This is a genomic window from Enhygromyxa salina, assembly GCF_000737335.2.
Taxonomy (GTDB): Bacteria; Myxococcota_A; Polyangia; order Nannocystales; family Nannocystaceae; genus Plesiocystis; species Plesiocystis salina_C.
The window spans coordinates 83,383-104,665 of record NZ_JMCC02000001.1; the positions used below are offsets into that span (position 1 = coordinate 83,383).

Here is a 21,283-nt window from a genome sequence, read left to right on the forward strand (position 1 = left end):
CTTCCTGAGTTGCTACGCGGCCGCGCGGTAGCGATCTTGCGCGGGCGTGTACTCGCGGGTGTTCCAGCGGGCCAGGTACGCGAGATACTCCGTGTCGTCGTGGGTGATGGCCTGGGCGTTGTAGCGACCCATGTGCCGCCGCGGCATCGGGCCCACGTTTTGCGTGAGCTCGGTTGGACCGCTCGCGCCTGGGACCACGCGCGGCTTGTAGACCAAGTTGGTGCGCAGGAACACGCTGGTCTCGAACCCGGGCGGGGCCTCGGGCACATGCTCGAAGCGCAGCGACACGACGTCGCCCTGGCGCATCACGACCACGTGATCATTGGGGGCCCGGACCAGCGGTGTCACGTCGCCGTAGCGGGTGAAGCGGCCGTAGGTGCCGACGTCATCGTGAAGCTGACCGCCGCCGTCGTTGTGGCTGATCCGCGGGTGATCGTCGGCCGCGAGCAGGGTTGGCGCGCCGCGGAATGCCAGCTGAGCCTCGCGGACACCGACGTTGGCGGTGGCCAGCGGCGCGGGCGTGGTCTCGACCAGGCGCACGCGATCCAGGTACCACATCGCGTGGCCGCCCTCGTGGGTGCCCGTGAACAGCCGCATCTGGTAGGCGCCGGTTGGCCAGCTGAGCTCCGCCAGATCCACGGCGATCGTCTTGCGATCGCCGCGCGGGGTCGAGAGGGTCTTCATGCGCAGCCAGCTGCCATCGGCCTGGCGAACTTGCAGCTCGGGCTGACGGCCGCGCAGCTGCTGGGGCAGGTCGCGGTTGCGCTTGAACTTCCAGCCGTCGATTAGCAGCCACGCGCGCTTGCTGTCTTGGACCTGGCCAAAGTCGAGCTCGTAGAAGTTGTCGCGGGCGTGCGCGTAGGCGGCGGGCGTGTTGGTCTGCTTGGCCAGCGCCTGGGTCTGATCCAGCTCGTCACACCAGCTGGCGCGCTGCGGCGGCCGGCACTGGGCGGTGGGGAACGCCCAGAATTGCTGCGGGTCCTTCTTGCGCAGCGTCGACCACTGCATCGCGGAAGAGCTGACGACCTCGTGGCCAACGGGGTGGTGGACGGCGGTCAGCAGCGCGTGATCGAGGTACACGATCTCGTCTTCCGAAGCCAAGACCTCGACCTGCACGCTGCGGTTGGCGAGGACGCTGGCGGGGTCGAGCCGCGACCACAGCGGCGCAAACCGAACCCGCTTGCCGTTGCCGGGGAGCAGGTGTCGCTCGCGTCCAACCAGCGCCGCGCCGCCGACAGAGGTCTCGTACTGCCACGCGCTGCCGTTGAACGCGTAGACGTAGGGGCAGCCAAAGCAGAACTCGTCGACCTGGCCGTCGCAGTCGTTGTCGAGGTTGTCGAAGCAAACCTCTGCGCTCGCCGTGCCGCCCATGCACTGAAGACCCTCTGCCGTGCAGGTCTGAACACCCATCGCACACACGCCCATGCCGTTGCTGACACACGCGGCGCCGCCTTGCGGGTTGCCGTTGTCGACGTAGCCGTTGCAGTCGTCGTCGAGGTTGTTGCACAGCTCGATGATCGGGTGGACCTCGCCCTCGCAGGCTCCCCACACGCCGTCTTGGCAGGTCTGGATCCCGGCTTTGCACTCGCCCACGCCCTCCGTGAACATCAGGCCGGTGTAGCAAGACTGCATCTCGCCGTCGCTGCAGGTGTTGTCGCCGTCGCCGTCGCCCGGGTCGCCGTCGCCATCACCATCACCGTCGCCGTCGCCGTCGCCGTCGCCGTCGCCGTCACCGTCACCCTGATCGTTGGACTCGGTCCCGGTCTCGGTCCCGGTCCCGGTCGAGTTGCTGTCCGCCGAAGTGTCTAGCGTGGTCCCAACGGTATCGTCGGCGCACGCGGCCAGCGGAACGATGAGGATGCCCAGTTGCTTGAGGCGAAGTAGCGTCTTGATCTTCATCGGTACGTCTTTCGAGCTGGCCCAGCGACTCGCCGATTCTATCCCCGATCTCACCCCGATATCATCGGAGATACGTGCGGTTCAGCATGGGGTGAATGCCGTCGGTCGGTCCCCAATCCGAGTCGGGGTGGAAGGCGATGATGTCGAGAGAGCTCCCACTCTCGGCGGTCGAGAACGCGTGCATCTCGTGGGCGGGGAGCATGAACATGGACCCGGGTTGCAGCGCCAGCCGCCAGTCGGCCCCCGAGCCCGCGCCGCCACCCCCCGGCCCAAACGCGAACCCAGCCCCACCCGCGACCACACCCAAGCGAATGCTGGGGTGGCTGTGCACGCTCTGGCGCACACCGGTAGGGAAATGGAGCAGGTTCAACACCGGATCGCCCTGCCGGGCCGGGGCGACCAGCACGGTGTCCGAGCAGCCGTCGATGTAGGCGAGCCGACCTTGGGCTTCGACGCTGCCGGCCTGGGGCAAGCAGCGGTAGCCAAGCCGCTCGATGACGATCGTCAGGCCGTCCGCGCGGACCTGGACCGGGCCCGGACACGCAAAGTAGGTGCCCGCGCGACCGGTGACCTCGAGGTTGCGCGTGGCGATCTGGGCCGAACCGTCAACGACGTAACCAAAGAAGCTCGAGGTTGGGTTGGCGAGCTCGCCCTCGCCCCGCAGCGCCGAGATCCGCGACGGGTACATCGTGGCGCTGGCGTCGATCGCCGCGTCATTTGTGGGTGATGCGATCAGCTTCATGGTCATCCAAATCCGACGTCTTCCGCACCGCGGGCGACGTGTCCGTAGATCCACCGCATCGCGCGGAGCGGGGACAGCTCTTCGAGCAGCGCGTAGCTGCCCGCGCGCGGCTCGGCGTCTGTCGGCGCCGCAGCGCTGGGTGCCCCGGGGGATGCCTGGGGCCCACGCACGGGGATCCGCAGCCGGTAGGCCCACGGCGTGGTCAGGCCGATCGGGAACACCTCGGCGGCCTCGTGGCCACCTAGCTGCTCGTCGATGCTCGCCAGCCACGGCCCGCTCGCGGGGCTGTAGTCGTGGATCGCCAAGAAGGTGGTGCGCAGGCCGGTGTTCAGCTGGGCGTGGATGCGACCCCACACGTGGCTGGGAAACTCGGGCGGCACGGTCAGCGCGACCTCGATCTCGCGGTGAAAGCCGTTGGCGATCAGCATCAAGCACAGGTCCATGCGCTGGAACAAGGCCACGCGACCGATCGCGTAGTCGAACAGATCCGCGGGCAGATCATGGGCCTCGAGATCTGCTGGCCCCACCCCGGCGATCGCCTGTTCGGGACGCACCAAGCGCTCGAGCTGGCCAGACGTCTGCTCGTAGCTGGCCAGCGCCGCCGCGAAGTTCTGCTCGCACGCAGCAAGGTTGGCGCCCGGATCGGGCCACACCCGGCGCCGACACAGCTCGAACATCAAGCAGCGGCGGGTGAACCAAAATCCGGTCGAGCCCGACAGAGCCTTCGCCGCGGCCAAGACCGTCTGCGGGTCCAGGGCTGGCGTGGCGTCGGTGCTCATGACGTGGCCCCGCTGGTGCTGGTGAAGCCCCCGTCAACCTTGTCGACGAACACCCGGTGCCACAGCTCGATCGCCAGCAGCATCCACAACATCTCGCCGCTGCGATCACGGCTAAATTGCTGCGGCGGCCCTTCGTCGTTGAGCAGCGCCTCTACGAAGGGCTGGGCAAAGTAGCCGCGCTCGCGGGCGCGCTGGCTGGTCAGGATGTCGCGGGTGTACTCGCGCAGACGGGTCTTGCGAAACCAGTGGTTGAGCGGCACGCCCATGCCGGCCTTCTTGCGATAGACCACCGCGTAGGGCAGCAGCGACTCGATCGCCTGCTTGAACGCGTACTTCTCTACGTCGCCGCGCCGCTTCGCGCCTGGGGGAATGCGCATGGAGTACTCGGTGAGCTGGCGGTCGAACAGCGGCGACGCGCTGCGGACCCCGTTGCACGAGAGCATCTTGTCGACCTTGACCAAGATGTTCTGGCCACCCTTGAGCCGGATGTTGAGCTTCATCAGGCGGTTGAGAAACGACGCCGTTGAAGGATCGTCGAGGAAGGGCGCGACCTGGTCGCACAGCGCCTGGGTGCCCCCCGACGACTCGCGCAGCTGCGGGGTGCACAGGGCGTCGTAGTGGGCGAAGAACTTGTGATAGCTGGCCAGGTAGGCTTGGTGGCGATCATAGCCGCCGTAGGGCTTGTACCACTCACCCAAGATCATGAACTTGTTCTTGGGCCCGCCAAACAAGGGATCGCCGCCCTCGCCGTTGAACACGATCGAAGCCTCGGCCGCGGTCTGCCGGGCCAGGATGAAGTTGGGGACGGTGATGCAGTCGCACAGCGGATCATCCAGGCGCCAGATGATCTCGGGCAGCAGATCGATGAAGTCGTCCGGCTCGACGTCGATGATCCGATGCTCGACGCCGCAGTGCTCGGCGACGTGGCGGGCGTGGGCGAGCTCGTTGGGCTGGCCGAAGCCAAACCCGACCGACAGACACACTGGGGCGATCCCAGCTTCGGCCATCAACGCAACCACCGCGCTCGAGTCGACGCCGCCAGACAAGAACGCAGCGACCGGGCGTCCGTCGGTTGGCATGCGGCGGGCGATCGCTTCACGGCACAGCTTGGCGATGTGCTGGGCCCCACCCGCGTCCGTCCACTCGGGGTCGACGTCTTCGCGCGGGGACCAGTGCGACACCGGGGCTTGGGGGGCCGCGCCCGGACGGATGCGCACGTACGAACCGGGCTCGAGCTCGCGGACACCCTGAAACATGGTGTCGGGGCCGGGGATGAACGAGAACACCAACACCGCGCTGAGCGACGCCAGGTTTGGACGCACGTCCTGGCCCAGCAGTGGCAGCATGGCCTTGATCTCGGTCGCGAACAGGGTCGTGCCCGCGACTGTCTGCGCGTAGTAGAGCGGGCGCTCGCCCAGCGCGTCGCGGACCAGGAGCAGGCCCTCGGCGTCCTCGGCTGCAAGCCCGAACGCGCCGTCGAGCTTGGAGATCGCGGCCACGCCTTCACGGGCCAGCAGCTCCGCGACCACTTGGGCGTCGTCGACGTTGGCGGCGTCCGGCAGCGCGAGCGCGCGCGCGAGCTCGAGCCGGTTGAACAGCGAGCCACCGAGCACACAGCGGACCGAGCCGTCACGGCTGACGGCGACGGCCTTGGCGTGGGGACGATCCGCGTTCCACAGCTGGCCCATGCCGCCGTGACGGCCTTGGGCGTGGGCAGAGCTTGGTCCGCGGTGCTCGAGCACGCGGGCCATCGCATCCAGCAGCGAAGGCTCGCCCTCGCCGACGTATCCGAATATCGCGGTCAGAGCCGGGATGATATCCGACCGGGCGCGCCAGGGTCGAGGGGGCGAGGCGACGGCGGATCGGCGGCGCGTGTGTTTGCGCCAGCCCGATCAGGCCGTACCCAACACCGCCTCGAGCTGGACCAGCGCCCACTCGAGGTCCGCGCGCTCGACCACCAGCGGGGGCGCGAGCCGGATCGTGTGCTGGTGGGTCTCTTTGCACAGCACCCCGCGCTGCTCGAGCGCCTCGCAGAACTTCCGCGCGCCGCCGGCTTCGGGGTGCAGCTCGATCCCGTACCACAAGCCGATCCCGCGCAGCTCCTTGATATGTGACGAGGTCATCTCGTCCAGCTGGGTCTTCATCCACGCGCCAAGCTCGGCCGAGCGCTGGACCAGCTGCTCGTCAACGATCACGTCGAGCGCTGCGTTGGCGACGGCGCAGGCGATCGGGTTGCCGCCAAAGGTCGAGCCGTGCGAGCCGGGCGTGAACACCTGCATGACCCGATCATCGGCGAGGAACGCCGAGACCGGATACAGCCCGCCCGACAGCGCCTTGCCGATCGTCACCGCGTCGGCCCGCACGCCCGCGAGGGTGTGGGCGAACAGCGAGCCACACCGGCCAAGCCCCGACTGGATCTCATCGCAGATCAGCAGCGCGTTGTGCTTGTCACACAGCGCGCGCAAGCCCGGCAGGTAGTCCTTGGGCGGAATGATGACCCCGCCTTCACCCTGAACCGGCTCGACCAGCACCGCGACGACGTGCTCGTCGAACGCGGCCGCTGCCCCGGCCAGATCCCCATAGCCCACGATCTCGAAGCCGGGCGTGTACGGGCCGTAGCCATCGCGCGCGCCTGGGTCCGTGGACATGCCAACGATCGTGGTCGTGCGCCCGTGAAAATTGCCCTCGCACACGAGGATCTTGGCCTTGCCCGCGGGCACACCCTTGACCTCGTAGCCCCACTTGCGCGCCGCTTTGATCGCGGTCTCGACCGCCTCGGCGCCGCTGTTCATCATCAGTACGCGCTCGTAGCCGCTGAGCTCGCTGAGCTTCTTGCAAAACGGTCCGAACTTGTCGTTCCGAAACGCGCGCGAGGTCAGCCCCAGGAGCTTGGCTTGCTCGACCAGCGCCGCGATGATCCGCGGGTGGTTGTGGCCTTGGTTGACCGCCGAGTAGGCCGCGAGGCAGTCGAGGTAGCGCTTGCCCGCCACGTCCCACACCCACGGTCCTTCGCCGCGCGTGAGCACGACGTCGAGCGGGTGGTAGTTGTGGGCGGCGTAGCGCTCTTCGAGCGCGATCAGTTCGCTGGCTGCGGCGGGCTCGTTCATTACTGCGGCATCATTGCGCTAGTCGACCAAGCTGAAAAGCCCAGCGCAGTGGCGTGACTCACGCGGGCCGTGCGCAAAAGCCGACGTTTGGCCATTGCGGCGTGTAGCTTCACCAGACCCTGGCGGCAATTTCGACTTTGATTTTGGTGCGACGGCAACTGAACGAAGAGCGCCTCCCGTCGCAGTGGTGTACGCGAGGGGAGGCGGCTTGGATCTGGAGGTTCGGTGACCCCCAGTCTCGCGATTGGGATCAGTCGCTGGCGTTACACTCGGCCCCGGCCACGGTGACGTCATCGATGTTCCAGCTGCCGCGCTGGAAGGAGCCGTTGCTGTCGATGTTCTTGCACCACCGGAACTGCATGTCGGCGTTGGCGTAGGCTGACACGTCGTAGGCGAAGTACATCCAGTTTGGATCGTTGACGCCCGGCGACCCGAAGGTCTCGAACACGATCACCCACGCGTTGCCGTCCCAGACCTCGATCTTGTTCTTCATGTACGGCGTGTAGTCGCTGTACAGATCGCGGTAGTAGGTCATCCACACGCTCATCTGGCCAGCGGTGTCGATTGTCGGGCTGGTCAGGCAGTAGTAGTCGTGGATCGTCGTGGTTGCGCAGCCGCCAAGCACGACACCCGCGACGCCGTTGTTGTCGTTGGGCGTGTGGTCCTCGCCTGGGTCGCCGCAGCCCGCGACCGCCGGTCCGATCTCCCACTGCGTGTCGAGGGTCCAGCCGGCGTCGTTGTTGGCGAACTCCTCGTAGAAGTAGGCGCCGCCATCGGGATCGCTGCAGACCCCGGCGTTGCAGACCTCCGCCATGGAGCACGAGTCGCCGTCGTCGCAGGCCATGCCTTCGTTGATTGGTTCGGCGAAGCAGCTGCCGTCGTTGGGGTCGCAGGTGCCGAGCGAGCAGGCGCTGTCGTCCCCGCTGCAGTCGACGTTTTCTTCTAGGCAGACGCCCGCATCGCACATGCCGTTGATGAGGCACAGATCCCCGCTTGCGCAGGGTTGGGCGTCATTGGCCGGTGCCGCCTCGCACATGCCCTCGTTGCACACGCCAACGTTGCACTCGTCGCTGAGATCGGCGCAGGCTTCGTCGTTCACGCAGCCGGAGAAGCACATGCCGTCGACGCACTGGTCTGACATGCAATCGCTGCCTTCGAGGCAGAGGAGACCGTCAGCGCACGTCTCGCAGAGCAGGCCGCCGCAGTCGATGTCGGTCTCGTCTTGGTTCTGGACGCCGTCTTCGCATGACTCGCCCGGGTCGCCGTCGCCGTCGCCGTCGCCGTCGCCGTCGCCGTCGCCATCGCCATCGCCATCACCGTCACCATCACCATCACCGTCACCGGGATCGCCATCGCCGTCGCCGGTGGGATCGTCGTCACCATCACCATCACCATCACCATCACCGTCGCCGCTGGGATCACCGTCACCGTCACCGACCGTCTCGCTGGTGGTGTCGAGACCACTGGTGAGGGTGTCTCCAGTGACGTCGTCGGTGCAGGCACCGGCGAGCGTGATGCATGGAAAGAGAAGCGCAACGTAGCGTAGTTTCTTGTTGAACATGGGGGGCCTGTACTGGATGTGCGCGAACGCGCGAAGGTGCCGCCATCGAATGGTGGCAGCAAGATCGATATGTACCGCCCACCCTAAGGGAACGCAGGCTCTGTGGTCAATCAGTTTGTGGCGTCGGTGAATATTGATCATTGAATCAGCTCAGGTGGGTCATTTCTGAACATTCGTCGGACTGTCTTCAGCTCGGGCCAGGGCTTCTCGCCCGCTTGCAGGCGGCACTCGTAGACTGGTTCACCGAGGGCAGCGAACTGTCGGTGCTTACAATCGATCGCAGATCGTCAGCAAGGCGCCTCCGAGCTGACGGTGGCGCACCGTGCCGAGGGTCCGCCGTTTGCGCGCGTTGCTTCGCGAGTGTCGTCCAGGCTCAGGTTTCGTACGATCGCCGATGCGCTCGACCGGACAGAAGGCCAACAAAGCTCGGACTGCTCAGATTGCGCTACTGGGCGCCACCATGACCCTCACCGCGTGCAGTGGAGCGCTCCGGTCCACGCCACCATGCCCGTCCGATCCACCCCAGCGGGCGCAGGTCCTGGTTGCACAGGTCGAGCAGGTCCCGCCGGAGGTGTTCGATCTCGCGGGGATCGACGCTTACTTGCAGATGCAGACCGAGCAGATGGGATTTGTTGGACTGTCGGTGGGGATCATGCGTCGCGGTGAGGTTGTGTTCGCCAAGGGCTACGGGCAGCGCTCGCTCGAGCCGGCTGCACCGGTCGACGAGCTCACGCAGTTCGCGATGGCATCGAACACCAAGCAATTCACCTGCGTCAGCGCGCTGCTGCTCGAGCAGGAGGGCAAGCTCGCGCTCACGGACACGGTAGCGACGCACTACCCCGAGCTCACCCGCGCCGCCGACATTCGCCTGCTGGATCTGTTGCAGCACACCTCGGGCTACCCAGACTTCTATCCGCTCGACTTCGTCGTCTCACCGATGGCCAAGGCCGCGCAGACGGAAGACTTGGTGCGTCAGTACGCCTCGCTGCCGCTGGACTTCGAGCCGCGCTCGCGTTGGTCCTACAGCAACACCGGCTACCTCATCGTTGGGCGGGTGATCGAGCGACTCAGCGACCAGTCCTTCGCAGACTTCATGCAGACCCGGATCTTCGACGCGCTTGGCATGAGCGACAGCATGGTCGGTGCCGTGTCACCCTCGCCGAGCGCGGCGACGGGCTACGTCTCGTTCGCGCTTGGCGACCCAGAGCCCGCCGTGCGCGAGGGGCCGGGCTGGCTGCACGCAGCGGGTGGGCTGTGGTCCACGCCAAGGGACATGCTGCGCTGGGACCTCGCGCTCATGGACGGCGAGCTGCTCGAGCCAAGGTCGTGGGCGCTGATGACCACGCCCGCGACGCTCAGCGATGGCCGCGTGACCACCTATGGGTGCGGAATCGGGATCTCGCGCGTGCACGGCGAGCAGGTGCTCAGCCACGGCGGGGCGATCGATGGGTTCTTGTCGCGCAATACCATGATCCCGCGCACGCGCTCGGCCTTGGTGGTGGCGACGAATGGGTACTTTGTCGATCCTGGGCCGCTGATCGAGGATCTGCTGGGGCTGTTGATCGAGGCCGAGCAGACTCAATTGGGGGCGCCGGTGATCGATGGACCGCCCGCGACGCAGGTCGCCGTGGAGCTGCTGCGGGAGATGCAGGCTGGGACGATTGATCGGAGTAGGCTCAGCGACGAGTTTAGTCTGTTCATGAGTGAGGCGCGGCTGCAGCAAGCTGCGGCTCGGCTCGCGGCGCTGGGGGAGCCGGTCGCGGTCGAGCTCGAGCACGCGGGCGAGCGCGGGGGGATGGAGAGCGCGAGCGTGCGGTTGGTGTTTGCTGGGGAGGTGGTGGTCACGGCGAGGCTGTTTCGGGCGCCGGATGGGACGATTCATCAGTTTATCTTGCAGCGGTGACCTGACCCCGCAGAAGTGCTCCGATCGCGGGCTGAGCGATTTGCGCATGCGTGCTGGATGGACGCAGCGTGCGAATCTTGACGATCTCTCGCGAACACTTGCGAAGCTCGACGTAACTCGCGAACAAATGGCGTGGGTGAGCAGCAGAACACGACCTACTCGTTGCTTGATGCCGATGATCGAGAACTCGCGGCTAAGTTCTCGATCGAGGAGGACAACGGCGAGCCATGCGTGGTGTTCGAGAGCGCGGGCGACACCAAGCGCCCTCGCAATAGCGACTACAACGAGGCCCTCAAGCTAATGCTCCAACGGCTGGGTCGCGCGCGGGCAACGCTGACAAAAATCGAGGTCGCCTCGCGCGAGATGATGCATCGACCGGCTGACGAGCTGACGTTCGTCCCCGACGGGTATCCGCTCCCGCTCGCCCTCGTCAATGTCGAAGACTACATGGATCTGCGCAAGAAGATCGGCGGGGCGGCAGGAAAGACAGCTCAGCGCCCGACCGCAAAGCCCACCTCCAGCGGAAATCCAACGAAGCGGCTACGTTTGTTCCTGAGCTTCAAGCCTGGGCCACCTCGCGACTCGGCGCAGCTTCGGCAGATCATTCGATTCGCGCCTAAGTACGACGCTGGGTCGCCCAAAGCTTCGATCGGTGAGGATGCGCCGCGAACTCGGACGAAGCGCGCAGGCCCATCATCGGGTGGGCAGGGCTTCGAGCAGGATCCGCGGACCCGTCTGGCCGTCGAGGAGTATGCGATGCGCCAAGCGGAGTTGCACTACGCGACGTGGCAGGCACAGCGACGACACCTTGAAAAAGGACTCGGATACGACATCGAGTTTAGCCGCGGTGACGAGCGGTTGTTTGTAGAGGTCAAGGGCACGCAGACGCCAGGCGACCGAGTCATGGTGACGAACAACGAGGTGGAGTTCGCCCACGCGAACTCCGAGAGGTCGGTGCTGTTCGTCGTGACGAACATTGAGGTGAGCGAGGACCTGGTGTGCCGCGGTGGAAGGTACTGGGTGTTCGAGCGCTGGGACCCTAAGGCGCGCGAGAGGCTGTTGTCGGTCAAGGACTACTGGTACGAGCTGCCGAAGCAGGAGTCGGCGCCGTGCGAAGTTGAGCCAGGGCCGGGATCGGCGGGCCCAAGCAAGGCTTGAACGAAAGCTCGTCACGCGCAGGCTTTCACGCCTGCGCCGAGTCCGGCATCCTGCACCGCCCACGACGGGGCGAGGTCGTCGCCGAACCGTTAGCGACCGTCTCCGTGAGACCTCCCCCGCGAGTCTGGAGGCGGTCTCGATCGTTGGCCGTGGCGCTGTACGTCCTTGGTACTGGTGAAGTGCGTCATCATGAAGTCCCGCAGGCGCGTCACTGGGTGCTCCGATCGTCACAAGAGCCGGGCTGGGTTATCCTGTCCAAGAGATGAAGAGTTCGTTCGAAAATTTGCTCGAGCTGCGCGAGTCCCTGCTCGGCTACAGCAGCAACTTCGTGGCCCGTCACGCCTCGATTTCCGGTGAGCGGCTCGCTGAGATCGAAGCGGGCGAGCCGGCGGCGCTCGACGAACTCGACCGGCTAGCATCGCTCTACGGACTGGACCCGGAACAGCTGGAGGACGAGCCCATCGTGCTCGCGCCGGGCGACTCGATCGGTGCTTTGCCTAGCCTGGATGAGTTTCGTGAGCTTGGAGACATCGTCCGATTGCGAATTATCCGCGCGGCGTCCGCGGCGCGCGAGCTGATCGCTCTCGAACGCCTCGCCGAACCCGAGGGCCCGTCGCGGGCGCAGCGGTTTCTCAGTGACGCTCCTTCGCTTCGCATCCAAAGCACTGCGGCGTCGCACCGACAAGGAGCGTCGCTCGCTGCGAGCCTGCGCCGCAAGCTCGAACTCGGGGTTGATCCGATCGCGTCAGTGCGCGATTTCGTGTCCGAGTATTTTCCAATGATCGCTGTGCTCCATGCGGACTTGACCGCCAGCGGTCCCGCGGGGCTAGCGTTCGCGGACAACTATCGCGGCCCAGCGATTGTCCTCAACACTCGGGGTAAGAACGAGAATCCGACAGTTCGACGGTTCAGCCTTGCGCACGAGCTGTGTCATCTCCTCGTCGACTGGAACCGGCAAGAGCCGATCGCTCGAATCTCGGGCTACCTTCACGACTCCCGCCTCGATGAAGAGCGTCGCGCGAACGCGTTTGCCATTCGCCTGCTATGCCCCGAGGCGATAGTGCACAAACTCGAACCAGATAGTCCGTCAGAGCAGGTCAAAATCATCGCAAGTTTCGGCATCCCATACTCAGCGATTCGAATCTACCTGAAGAATGAGGCGGGTACAGACATCGCGCCACGCCCGCCAATCGAGGTTCAGCGGTCTACCGTCGATTCCAAATGGTCAACGGCAGAGGGCGAGCCAACCCTCAATGACTTCCCGTTGCAGGACGTGCCCCCCGAGCGCCGAACCCTCGTGGCTCGTACGGCCGCGTCCTTGTACTCTGGGGGCAAGCTGCAGCGGGATGCCTTCGCCGAGTCGCTTGGTGTCACGCCTGCACACGAGGTCGAGCGTGTGCTCGATTTCTATGAAGTGCCCTGGCCGAGTGACGAACGCGAATCCTCGGGCGCCGCATGACCATCGTGTTAATTGATGCCGACGCGTTCCTGTGTGCGCGAAAGCTCGAGCTCATTGAACTGCTCAGGTCATCCCCGGAGCTGTGGCCGAAGCCGAGCCTGTACTGTACTTCCATTGTCGCTCGAAACGAACTCAACGACCTGCAATCGCTCATCGGCGAACTCGAGGCACTTGGCCTGTTTCGAGTCGAGCGCGTGCTAGCGAAGACACCAGCGGCTCGAATGAAGCGGGAGATACAGAGCAGGCTCAGAGTTCACAAGGGCGAGGCCGAGGCGATCGCCTGGGGGATCGAGGCGAGGCTGACTTTGAACTGTGTCGTAGCATTCGTGTCCCTCGATGCAGAGGCCAGGCGCGCTGCGACGGCGTCGAAATTGGCGGGATGGGATCTCTTCGATCTAGGGAGGCACTGGTTGGAGCGCGGGTTGTTGAGTAAAAGTCAGTTTCGCTCGGTGTTCGAGGCTTGGGAGGATGGGCCGCATGTTTTTGGTCGACCGCGTGACTTCGAGGGGCTCGAGGCCACCTTCCAAAGTCGATTCGGTGTCAGCCTCGCTGACTTCCCGAGCCCAACCGAGCCCGCTACTTAATCACAGTAGTACAAAACCCACCCACGCAGGTCGCCTCGGGATCACAACAATCCTCATCAACCAAACAAGCACTATTATTAGGCGAGCACATCGGCGGGTCATCGTCACACACGAATTCCCCGTTCACCTCAATACAAAACCCCGAGCAACAGTCATACCCAGCCTCGCAGGTCTCGCCGATCTCCTTGCACTCGTTGAGCGCCGCGTACCCACGCATGTTGTTGTTGTTCAGCTCCTGCCCCGGCAGCCAGAACGCGGGGTGACTTGGATCCACCCCAGGCCCAGCGTTGATGTCGATCGCGGTCACCCACAGCTGCTTGGTCCGCGTATCCACGGCCTGGTTGGTCAGCGTATTGCCGTATTGCCGCTCGGACACGAACACCATCCAGAAGTACCCGCCCGAGGCGACCGGGACGAAGGTTGGCTCGTAGTTCTGCGACGTCTGGGGATCCGGGATGTGGCCAAAGCCATTGGCAAGATCCAGGCGCACGGGCTCGCTGCCGTCGTCGCGGACCATCCAGATCTCGCCCGCGGCGCCGCGGGTCCGGGCTTGGGTCGCGCGGCCGAAGGCGATCCACTCGTCGTCGGGGCTCCAGGTCGGGTAGCTGACCGTGGGGCGCTCGGGGTCGTTGCCAACGATCTGCGCGGGGTTGGAGAACGCGGGCACGTTGGTGTCGATGTCGACCGTCCACAGCGTGGAGTTGTTGAAGTCGAGCCAGTTGCCGTCGCTGCGGACCCCGTAGGCGACGCGGGTGCCGTCGTTGGACCAGGCCGGGTGCACGGGCCAGCCCGAGGCCTGGAACATCTGGGTGGCCTGGTCGATCGCGCCTTGCTGGCTGAGCACCATGTAGCTGGGCTGGCCCAAGAACGCGCCGTTGCTCTGGCCCCACAGCACCCACTGACCGTCGGGTGAGATCGCCTGAAAGCCCGAGGCCGAGTCCGAGGCGAAGATCGCCGAGCCGTCGGGGTTGAAGGTCGCCCACGGGCTGTAGCCGCCGTGCTGCGAGGCGACGATCGTGCTGCCGTCGCGCGAGACGCTGTGGCAAGCCACGCAGGTGACCCCGGGCGGCTTTTGGATGAACTGCTCGGGGGCCGAGGCGCCGGGCTGGATCCGCAGCACGTCGCCCTGGTTGACGGCCCAGTAGTAGATCGTACCGGCGAGGTTGGCGGGGGCGATCGACCAAAACCGGGTGCCGGTGGTGTAGGCGGTGAGCCCGTCGTAGCGGCGCAGCTCAACGGTGAGATCGCCAGCGGACGAGTCGGTCAGCTTGAGCCAGATGTCGTCGGGGATGACCGGGAAATTCCAGCGCGAGGGGTTGGGCACGGCGCCGTACCAGTCGAGCTCGAAGGTCGGGCTCTCGACGTGGACCTTGTAGATGTCGGCGTCGTTGCCCCCGTTCCACTGCATGGTCGGGCCGGCGAGCCCACGCGGGAACACGGTGAAGTCGTAGGGATACAGGATCGTCGCGGCGGGATCGACTTGGTTGGCGTTGTCGAGCGCGCCCTTGGCCGCGGGGTCAACCGGCTCGGGCTCGAAGGTGTACTTGAGCTTGACGGTGACGGCGGCCTCGGCCTCCAGACCCTGATAGCTGAACTTCAAGGTCCCAAGCCCGCCGAGCAAGCCAGTGGCCGTGAGCCCGCCGATCGCCGGATCGAGCAGCGCAACGTCTTGGCGATCAAAGGTCCACACGCCGCTGGCGTCGACCTGGTTCTCTGCGCCTTGGTTGTTGGTCGCGAGCGCGGCGAAGTCGAGCTGGGCGGGAATCACTCCGTCGACGATCTCGATCACCGCATTGGGTGGCTCGATCTTCAGGTCGACGACCATGGTCTGGTCCGGGAGGTCGAGCAGCGGTCCGTCGCCGTCGCCATCACCGTCGCCGCTGCTGCTGCTCTCTGTCTCTTCGTTCGCGTGGGTCTCGCTGACGCCCACCTCGGTGTCGGTGGGGCGAACGTCGTTGCCGCCGCAGGCGATGAACGCGAGCGCGAGGGCAGGGATCGAGATCAGGAGGACTCGGGGCGTCGGCGGTAGCGAAGTCATGGCGGCGAGTGCCAATGTACTCCCGCTGCCAGGGTGTTGGGGACGCCGCGTGTAGGTTGCTTGGATCAGCGGGCAGGGGGCTCTCTGCCAGCGGTCACCGTGTGTCACGAGCCTGCAACAGGCGCGCCCCGTTCGTGGTGGGGGCAGCGAAGCACCGGAAGCGGGGGGTACTTCGGCCAGCCGTTGATCCGCTCGGAGACCGCACAGCGCCAAAACACGGAGCCCTTGCCGCTGACGATCTTGCGCGCGTGGACGCAGCGCTCACACAGTCCAGGGCTCATGTTCAGGGCTCGTGTTCAGGACTCTGGGCTGACGCGCGCCCGCGATGGCGGCAAGATCAGCTTTTCTTGTTGGGCCAACATCGCCAGCGCGACCGTGAGCCGGGCGCCCAACAACGCGCGCCCCGATACAGCGCCCTGGCGCAGCACGTAGCCGCCGCCGACCAGCGCGCCGCCCCACAAGATCGCGGCGAGCCAGCCCAGGTTGAACCAGTACCAGGCGAGCATGCCGACCAGGCCCAGACCAATCCACAGCCGCAGCACCAGCCGGGCCGAGTCCAGCGCTGGCTTGGCGGCCTCGGCTGCGTTCTCGCTGACGCGTAGCTCAAACTCGCCGTCCGTGACCCGCAGCGCGACCTGGTCAGCGGGGATCGCCAAGAACCGCAGCGTGGGGTGGAGCGCCTTGCTCATTTGGGCCTCGCGCAGGACGGTGCGCCCGCGCAGGACGATCGAGCGGTCGGCCGGATCATCCAGGGTCATGCCGGCCTTGAAGCCGTCTGTGAACAGCCCGACTTCGACCTCGTTGACGTCTTCGGTCTCGAGCCCGGCTTCGCGGGCGGCCTCGAGCCGGAGCTCGTGCTCGTCGCCGCGCCACGGTTGCCCGCCAGCGAGTTTGGCCAGGGCTTTGGATTCGGTCTGCGGTTCGCTCATCAGGCTTGGCGTTTGTCCCCGTAGAACTCTGGGTAGCGCGCCTCCATGGCCAGCGCCACCGGCTCCGGGACGAAGGGTTGAAACTGCCCACCGTGGCTGGCGATCTCGCGGATCAGCGAGGACGAGATAAATTGTTTGGTGGGCTCGGGGATTAAGAAGACGGTCTCGACGGCCGGCTCGAGCTCGCGGTTGGCGAGCGCCATCTGGAACTCGGGCTCGAAGTCCCCGGCGGCTCGCAGGCCGCGAACGATCACGCGGGCGCTGATCGAGCGGCAAAATTCGATCATCAGGCCAGTGTAGTGGGCGGCCCGAGCGTTGCCGATGTGCGCGATGCTCTCGTTGATCAGCTGGACGCGCTGCTCGAACGCGAAGAAGCCGGGCTTGATCGGGTGGTGGCCCACGGCGACAACGACCTCGTCGAACAGCGAGGCCGCGCGCTCGACGATCTCGAGATGCCCGCGCGTGATGGGATCGAAAGATCCGGGATAGACGGCGAGGTAGTGCGCCGCGGCCCGCGAAGCGCTAGCCGGCTTTGAATCGGTCACTCGCGCAGTATACTGCCCAGCGCATGCGACCGTCGTCTGTTCGCTGGGGTCAACTATCTCGAGTCTTCGCCCTGGCGCTCGCTGGGGGCGCCGTCACGGTCGCAGCGACCGGGTGCGGCACCCAAGAAAAGGTCGAGCCCAAGCTGGTCGAGCAGGGGAGCCCCTTCGATCGGGGCGCGAAGCCCAAGCCGCCGCCAGATCCCAACGATCCGCTGCGCAACCCCGCCTACGAGACCCCGCGCGGTCGAGACGGGGATCAAGTCAGCGACGAGCGGATCGACGCGGTGCTGGCCGAGGCCGCCGGCTTCGCCAAGATCGATGATGTGGCACAGCAGCGCAACGTGCTGCGCGAGTGCGCCAACAAGACCCCGCCAAGCGCCCGCTGCGATGGTGAGATGGGGCTTGCGATGATCCAGGCCAAGAACCGGCGCGCAGCCGCGCTCTACTACTTGACCGAGGCCGCGGCGGTCGACGATCCCAAAGCCGGCGCGGAGCTGTACGCACGGATTGGCGAGCAGCTGCGCCAACACGGCAAGCTGGTCGAGGCGACGGTTGCGCTCGAGCGGGCGATCGCCCGCGACGAGGCGGCCGAGTACTTGTTTGCGCTGGGCCAGGTGTTGTCGCTGCAGCAAGAGCACCTCGTCGAAGGGGCCAACCGGATGGCGCAGGCGCGGGCCAAAGACGACCGCATCGAGTGGCTGCACGACGAAGCGGTCATCCGCGGGCAGATCCCGGTGCGCGAGCAGGCGGTCGCGGCCCTCGAGCTGTTCCAGCTGTACGTCGAGCGCGCGAAGGGGCTGCCGGCCGAAGGGCTGCCAACGCCGCCCGAGGGGCTGAAGGGGCGGATGGCAGAGCTCGAGATCTTGTCCAAGCAGTACGCGACCCAGGCCGAGTGGGATGAGCTCCAGGCCAAGGCGAAGGCCGAGGCCGCGGCAAACCCCAAGCCCGAGCCCACCACGCCCCCAAGCTGACCGAGCACAGCGGTGATGTCCACGATCGTCCGCGAGCAGGGGTCCGAGCCGCAGGTGCTCGAGCAGGTGCTTCAGCACTGGGGCCTTGGCGGGGCCCAGGTCGCGCCTTGTGGCAATGGACTGATCAACACGACCTACGCGGTGACGGCCGACTCGGGGGCGCGGACGATCCTGCAAGCGCTCAGCCCGATCTTCGATCCGGCGATCCACCACAACATCCAGGCGGTGACCCAGGCGCTCGCGCGCGCGGGCATTCACACCCCGCAGCTGCTGCCCACCCAAGCCGGGCAACTGTGGCTCGAGCACGCGGGCGGGGTCTGGCGGATGCAGACCGCGATCGAAGGGGTCAGCTTCGACGCGCTCGCCGACGCCGCGCAAGCGCGCGCGGCCGGGGCGTTCGTGGGTCGCTGGCACGCCGCGCTCGCGCAGCTCGATCATGAATTCGTGGCGCTGCGCGTGGGTGTTCACGACACGCCGCGGCACCTCGCCCGGCTCCGCGACGCGCTTGGGCAGCTCGAGCAGCACCGCCTCTACGCGCAGGTCGAGCCGCTCGGCCGGGCGCTGCTCGACGCTGCACAGAGCTTGGCGCCGCTGCCCGAGTGTCCGCCGCGGGTCGCCCACGGGGACCTCAAGATCAACAACATGATGTTCGCCGGGGGTGACGGGCGTGGCCGCTTGCAGCCGCTCGCGCTGATCGACTTGGACACGGTCGCGCCCATGCCCCTCGCCCATGAGCTCGGCGATGCCTGGCGCTCGTGGTGCAACCTCGCGAGCGAGGACCAGCCCGAGGCTCGGTTCGACTTCCAGCTGTTCGAGGCCTCGTGGGCCGGCTGGCTCGCGGGCCACGGCGCGCCGCCGAGCCCGGTCGAGCGCGAGGCGTTGCTGCTGGGTCCCGAGTGGATCAGCCTCGAGCTCGCGGTCCGGTTCGCCGCCGATGCGCTGTTCGAAGACTACTTCGGGTGGGACGCGCAGCGCTTCGCAGGCCGGGGCGAGCACAACCTGGCGCGGGCCCGCGGGCAGGCTTCGCTGTACCAGGCAATGAACGCGACCCGGCGCGAGCGTGCGGTGGTGCTCGGCGCGTGACGAGCCCCGCCAAGCGTTGCAAGCGTAGCCATGGACTGCGTGGTAGCCTCTCGCCTCAACCGTGCCGGTCCGACTCCAAGCCCGACGCGCGCGCCCGATCTGCGGGTTGAGCCTGCTCGCTGCGTTTGTCGTGGCGAGCTGGCTGCCGGGGCTTGGCCACGCGTCCACGGTCGCCGAGCAGCGCGCGCGCCTGCCACCGCCGGCCGCCTGCAAGGATCCCATCGCCGGCGTCTGGAAGTCGCACTCGTACGACGCCCGGTTTCGTGACTGGACGATCTTCACGCTCGAGATGAACCGCGTAAGCGCCGGCCGCGACGAGTTCGAGGGCCGCATCACCAACCACAGCTGGCTGGCCGAGCCGCACGAGAGCTCGCCGCCGCCGTGCCGCGGGGAGCTGCGCTACGTGATCTCGATGGACGCCCAGGGCACGGTCGTCGACGGGCACCTCAATTTTTATGGGGTGGGTACGTGGAGCTTGGACGAGGTCCCCTGCGGCTCGTGGAACATGGGCTACAACCTGGATCACTTCTCCGGGGACATCGACGCCGACCTGCTGGAGTTTCAGACCGTCAACAACGACGGCGGGCGGGCGGTCAATGATCCGGTCGTGTTTCGCCGGGTCCACTGCAACGATGGCGAGCAGATCGATCAAGAGCCGCGGATCGCCGTGGCGCCGCCGCCCTTCACCCCGCCCGAAGACGGCGAGCGAAGCGGCTGCGGGCTGCGCTGAGGGTCAGGTTGGTGGTTGGTTCGCGCGCGCGAGCAGCTCGGCGATCGGTGCCCACAGGTGCTCTGGTTCTGCGTCCCGTTGGGCTTGGTCCAAGGCGCTCGTTGCCCGCTTCATAAATCGTGCGCGTAGGTTGCGATCACCGTGAGCGATCGTCACCCGCAAGACGAGGGCACGCATGGACCAGCGCATCGGAGCCGGCTCCTGCTCCGCCGCGTCCCAAATGGCGTCGGCTGTGCGCTCGAGCGCTCCGGGGGCCAACATGGCAAGTGCATGGCGGGTCGCGGGCTGCCAGGTCGGATCCGCCGCGTAGCCGGCAAGTTCGGCGGTGAACTCGGACGCGGCTAGCCACAGGCCGGCGAAGTAGTCGAGAAAGATCCGGTGGGTGAAGCCATAGCGCCTCGCGTCGGGACCGATTGAATGGGTGTGAACGAGCGTTGAGTGTTGAGCCAGGTACTCCAGCACCGGGCTGCGGCTCGATACCGTCTCTGCTTGGGAGTCCGTCAATTCTGCGGCCAGCAGGGACAGGACGGTTCGGGCCGAAGTGATGGACCACGCCGGCCTGAACAACACCCCCGTGTCCATGTCTCGGCGCCCAAGTTGACTGCCCACGACCTCGGCGATCAACTCGGTCAAGTCGTCGAGCAGGCGCCGCCGCCCTCGCTCGCGAGCGAACGAGGCGACCAGCTGCAGCAGGTGTGGCGTGGAGGCCCAAGCGACGTCCGTACCCAGATCGATCCCCATGCCGTCCAGCCAGGTTGCGATCGCGGCAGGCTGCAAAGGCAGGAGCTCCGCGCGCTGCCAACCACCGATGTCCTGCGAGAGGGCACGGCCGCTCATCACGACGCGCATTTGCGCGTTGGAGTCTGCGAGGGCGCTGATCTGGGTCGCGCGCTCGGCCGATAGATCCTCGTCTAGCGCATCGATGAGGAGCAGCGTCGGGGCCGACGACAGGTGTTGCGTGAGCCATGAACGAGCCTCGTCGTCGAGCGAGGGCGCGGCTGCGCGGGACAACGTGGGCCAGTCGATGTCGAACCGAGGCAGCAGTCGGGCCGCGACAAAGACAGGCAGCTCGATCGTGGCGCTGTCGTCGAGCAACGACGCCGCTTGCCTGGCAGCGTGACGGCGCAGCGCGGTCGTCTTTCCAGATCCGGGGGCGCCCACCAACAGTCCCCGCCGGACGCTTTCGAGCCAGCGTTCAACGCGGGTGGGCTCGTCCTCGCCCGCGACCCGAACCCAGAGCTCGAGTTCGTTCGCGGGGCTGTGACCGCTCGACTCGGGCGAGCCAGGCGGGGGCGAGCTCGCCTCGGCCGTCACAAGCGAGACGAGATAGTCGTGGCGGAGGCGCCGGATGTCGTGCTGCGGCCCATCGACATAAACGGTCAGCGCGCGCCACTGAAACAAGTCCACGCACAAACGACGGAACTCATCGGCGAGCTCGACGGGGACCCACATCACCACAACCGCGGGGTGCTGGTTGAGCGTGTCTCGCAGCAGGTTCATGCTCGCTAGCAGCTGCTCGCGGCGCGGGGCCGCCATGCGCTCGAGCCCACTGACGAGCACGACCGGGTGCGGAAGATTAACGCTGGCGATGGTCCTGGCAATGTCGGGGCCGAGCCGATCGAGCCGATGCTGCACCACGCTCGCGCTCGCGCCGATCAGCTCTTGAACCTCTGCGAGCCCCTCGGCGGCCAGGTAGCTGGGGCCGACGACGAAGATCAACGTGAGCCGCTCGCCAACGCCGACCGTGAGCGCGATGTCCTTGTGCTGGTCTGGAGTGAGCGTTGCCACGATGTGC

18 protein-coding genes are annotated in these 21,283 nt (G+C 66.5%); 7 read left to right on the plus strand and 11 right to left on the minus strand.

Features of this window, described 5'->3' with window-relative positions; translation table 11 throughout:
• Positions 1-12: 12 nt before the first annotated feature.
• From DB30_RS00360 to DB30_RS00390, 6 genes are all read right to left on the minus strand, one after another.
• Positions 13-1,899, minus strand: a complete 1,887-nt coding sequence (locus DB30_RS00360) for a hypothetical protein (RefSeq protein WP_052545920.1) — start codon at positions 1,897-1,899, stop codon at positions 13-15.
• 61 nt (positions 1,900-1,960) lie between these two features.
• The gene (locus DB30_RS00370; RefSeq protein WP_052545921.1) at positions 1,961-2,641 is read right to left on the minus strand and encodes a hypothetical protein; all 681 of its coding nucleotides are present in this window, start codon (positions 2,639-2,641) and stop codon (positions 1,961-1,963) included.
• Positions 2,642-2,643: 2 nt separating this feature from the next.
• Positions 2,644-3,420 carry a hypothetical protein gene (locus DB30_RS00375; RefSeq protein ID WP_052545922.1) on the minus strand — a complete coding sequence of 259 codons (777 nt, stop codon included), beginning with the start codon at positions 3,418-3,420 and terminating at the stop codon, positions 2,644-2,646.
• Positions 3,417-5,171, minus strand: a complete 1,755-nt coding sequence (locus DB30_RS00380) for an asparagine synthetase B family protein (RefSeq protein WP_052545923.1) — start codon at positions 5,169-5,171, stop codon at positions 3,417-3,419. The genes DB30_RS00375 and DB30_RS00380 overlap by 4 nt, the downstream gene beginning before the upstream one ends.
• 141 nt (positions 5,172-5,312) lie before the next feature.
• On the minus strand, positions 5,313-6,527 hold the full coding sequence (rocD, locus tag DB30_RS00385) for an ornithine--oxo-acid transaminase (RefSeq protein WP_052545924.1): 1,215 nt from the start codon (positions 6,525-6,527) through the stop codon (positions 5,313-5,315).
• A gap of 250 nt (positions 6,528-6,777) precedes the next feature.
• Positions 6,778-8,088 (minus strand): hypothetical protein, encoded by a 1,311-nt coding sequence (locus DB30_RS00390; RefSeq protein WP_052545925.1) that lies wholly within the window; start codon positions 8,086-8,088, stop codon positions 6,778-6,780.
• A 460-nt stretch (positions 8,089-8,548) separates the two neighbouring features.
• On the opposite strand from DB30_RS00390, the gene DB30_RS00400 reads away from it, so the two are divergent.
• The 4 genes from DB30_RS00400 (at position 8,549) to DB30_RS00415 (ending at position 13,192) form a co-directional block, all read left to right on the plus strand.
• Positions 8,549-9,991 carry a serine hydrolase domain-containing protein gene (locus DB30_RS00400; RefSeq protein ID WP_165703562.1) on the plus strand — a complete coding sequence of 481 codons (1,443 nt, stop codon included), beginning with the start codon at positions 8,549-8,551 and terminating at the stop codon, positions 9,989-9,991.
• Between the two features lie 132 nt (positions 9,992-10,123).
• Positions 10,124-11,149, plus strand: a complete 1,026-nt coding sequence (locus DB30_RS00405) for a protein NO VEIN domain-containing protein (RefSeq protein WP_052545927.1) — start codon at positions 10,124-10,126, stop codon at positions 11,147-11,149.
• Between the two features lie 262 nt (positions 11,150-11,411).
• Positions 11,412-12,608, plus strand: a complete 1,197-nt coding sequence (locus DB30_RS00410; protein ID WP_052545928.1) for an ImmA/IrrE family metallo-endopeptidase — start codon at positions 11,412-11,414, stop codon at positions 12,606-12,608.
• Positions 12,605-13,192 (plus strand): hypothetical protein, encoded by a 588-nt coding sequence (locus DB30_RS00415; protein WP_052545929.1) that lies wholly within the window; start codon positions 12,605-12,607, stop codon positions 13,190-13,192. Before DB30_RS00410 ends, DB30_RS00415 begins: the two co-directional genes overlap by 4 nt.
• On the opposite strand, the gene DB30_RS00420 is transcribed toward DB30_RS00415, so the two are convergent.
• From DB30_RS00420 to coaD, 4 genes are all read right to left on the minus strand, one after another.
• Complete coding sequence (locus DB30_RS00420) at positions 13,185-15,230, minus strand: TolB-like translocation protein (RefSeq protein WP_052545930.1); 2,046 nt, start codon at positions 15,228-15,230, stop codon at positions 13,185-13,187. The two genes, DB30_RS00415 and DB30_RS00420, sit on opposite strands and share 8 nt — an antisense overlap.
• A 104-nt stretch (positions 15,231-15,334) precedes the next feature.
• Complete coding sequence (locus tag DB30_RS00425; RefSeq protein WP_165703563.1) at positions 15,335-15,511, minus strand: hypothetical protein; 177 nt, start codon at positions 15,509-15,511, stop codon at positions 15,335-15,337.
• Positions 15,512-15,526: 15 nt separating this feature from the next.
• Positions 15,527-16,159 (minus strand): hypothetical protein, encoded by a 633-nt coding sequence (locus tag DB30_RS00430; RefSeq protein WP_052545931.1) that lies wholly within the window; start codon positions 16,157-16,159, stop codon positions 15,527-15,529.
• Positions 16,159-16,704: a pantetheine-phosphate adenylyltransferase gene (gene coaD, locus DB30_RS00435; protein ID WP_052545932.1), complete on the minus strand. Its 546-nt coding sequence runs from the start codon at positions 16,702-16,704 to the stop codon at positions 16,159-16,161. The genes DB30_RS00430 and coaD overlap by 1 nt, the downstream gene beginning before the upstream one ends.
• 23 nt (positions 16,705-16,727) lie before the next feature.
• Here coaD and DB30_RS00440 point away from each other — a divergent pair, with 23 nt between their 5' ends.
• The 3 genes from DB30_RS00440 to DB30_RS00450 all read left to right on the plus strand — a co-directional run bounded on the left by DB30_RS00440 (position 16,728) and on the right by DB30_RS00450 (position 19,488).
• Complete coding sequence (locus DB30_RS00440) at positions 16,728-17,675, plus strand: hypothetical protein (protein ID WP_052545933.1); 948 nt, start codon at positions 16,728-16,730, stop codon at positions 17,673-17,675.
• A gap of 15 nt (positions 17,676-17,690) precedes the next feature.
• Positions 17,691-18,758: a phosphotransferase enzyme family protein gene (locus tag DB30_RS00445; RefSeq protein WP_052545934.1), complete on the plus strand. Its 1,068-nt coding sequence runs from the start codon at positions 17,691-17,693 to the stop codon at positions 18,756-18,758.
• 61 nt (positions 18,759-18,819) lie between these two features.
• Positions 18,820-19,488: a hypothetical protein gene (locus DB30_RS00450; protein WP_146657733.1), complete on the plus strand. Its 669-nt coding sequence runs from the start codon at positions 18,820-18,822 to the stop codon at positions 19,486-19,488.
• Between the two features lie 3 nt (positions 19,489-19,491).
• Here DB30_RS00450 and DB30_RS00455 read toward each other — a convergent pair whose 3' ends face one another.
• Positions 19,492-21,276, minus strand: coding sequence for an NACHT domain-containing protein (locus DB30_RS00455; RefSeq protein WP_146657734.1), 1,785 nt, complete (start codon positions 21,274-21,276; stop codon positions 19,492-19,494).
• Positions 21,277-21,283: the final 7 nt, after the last annotated feature.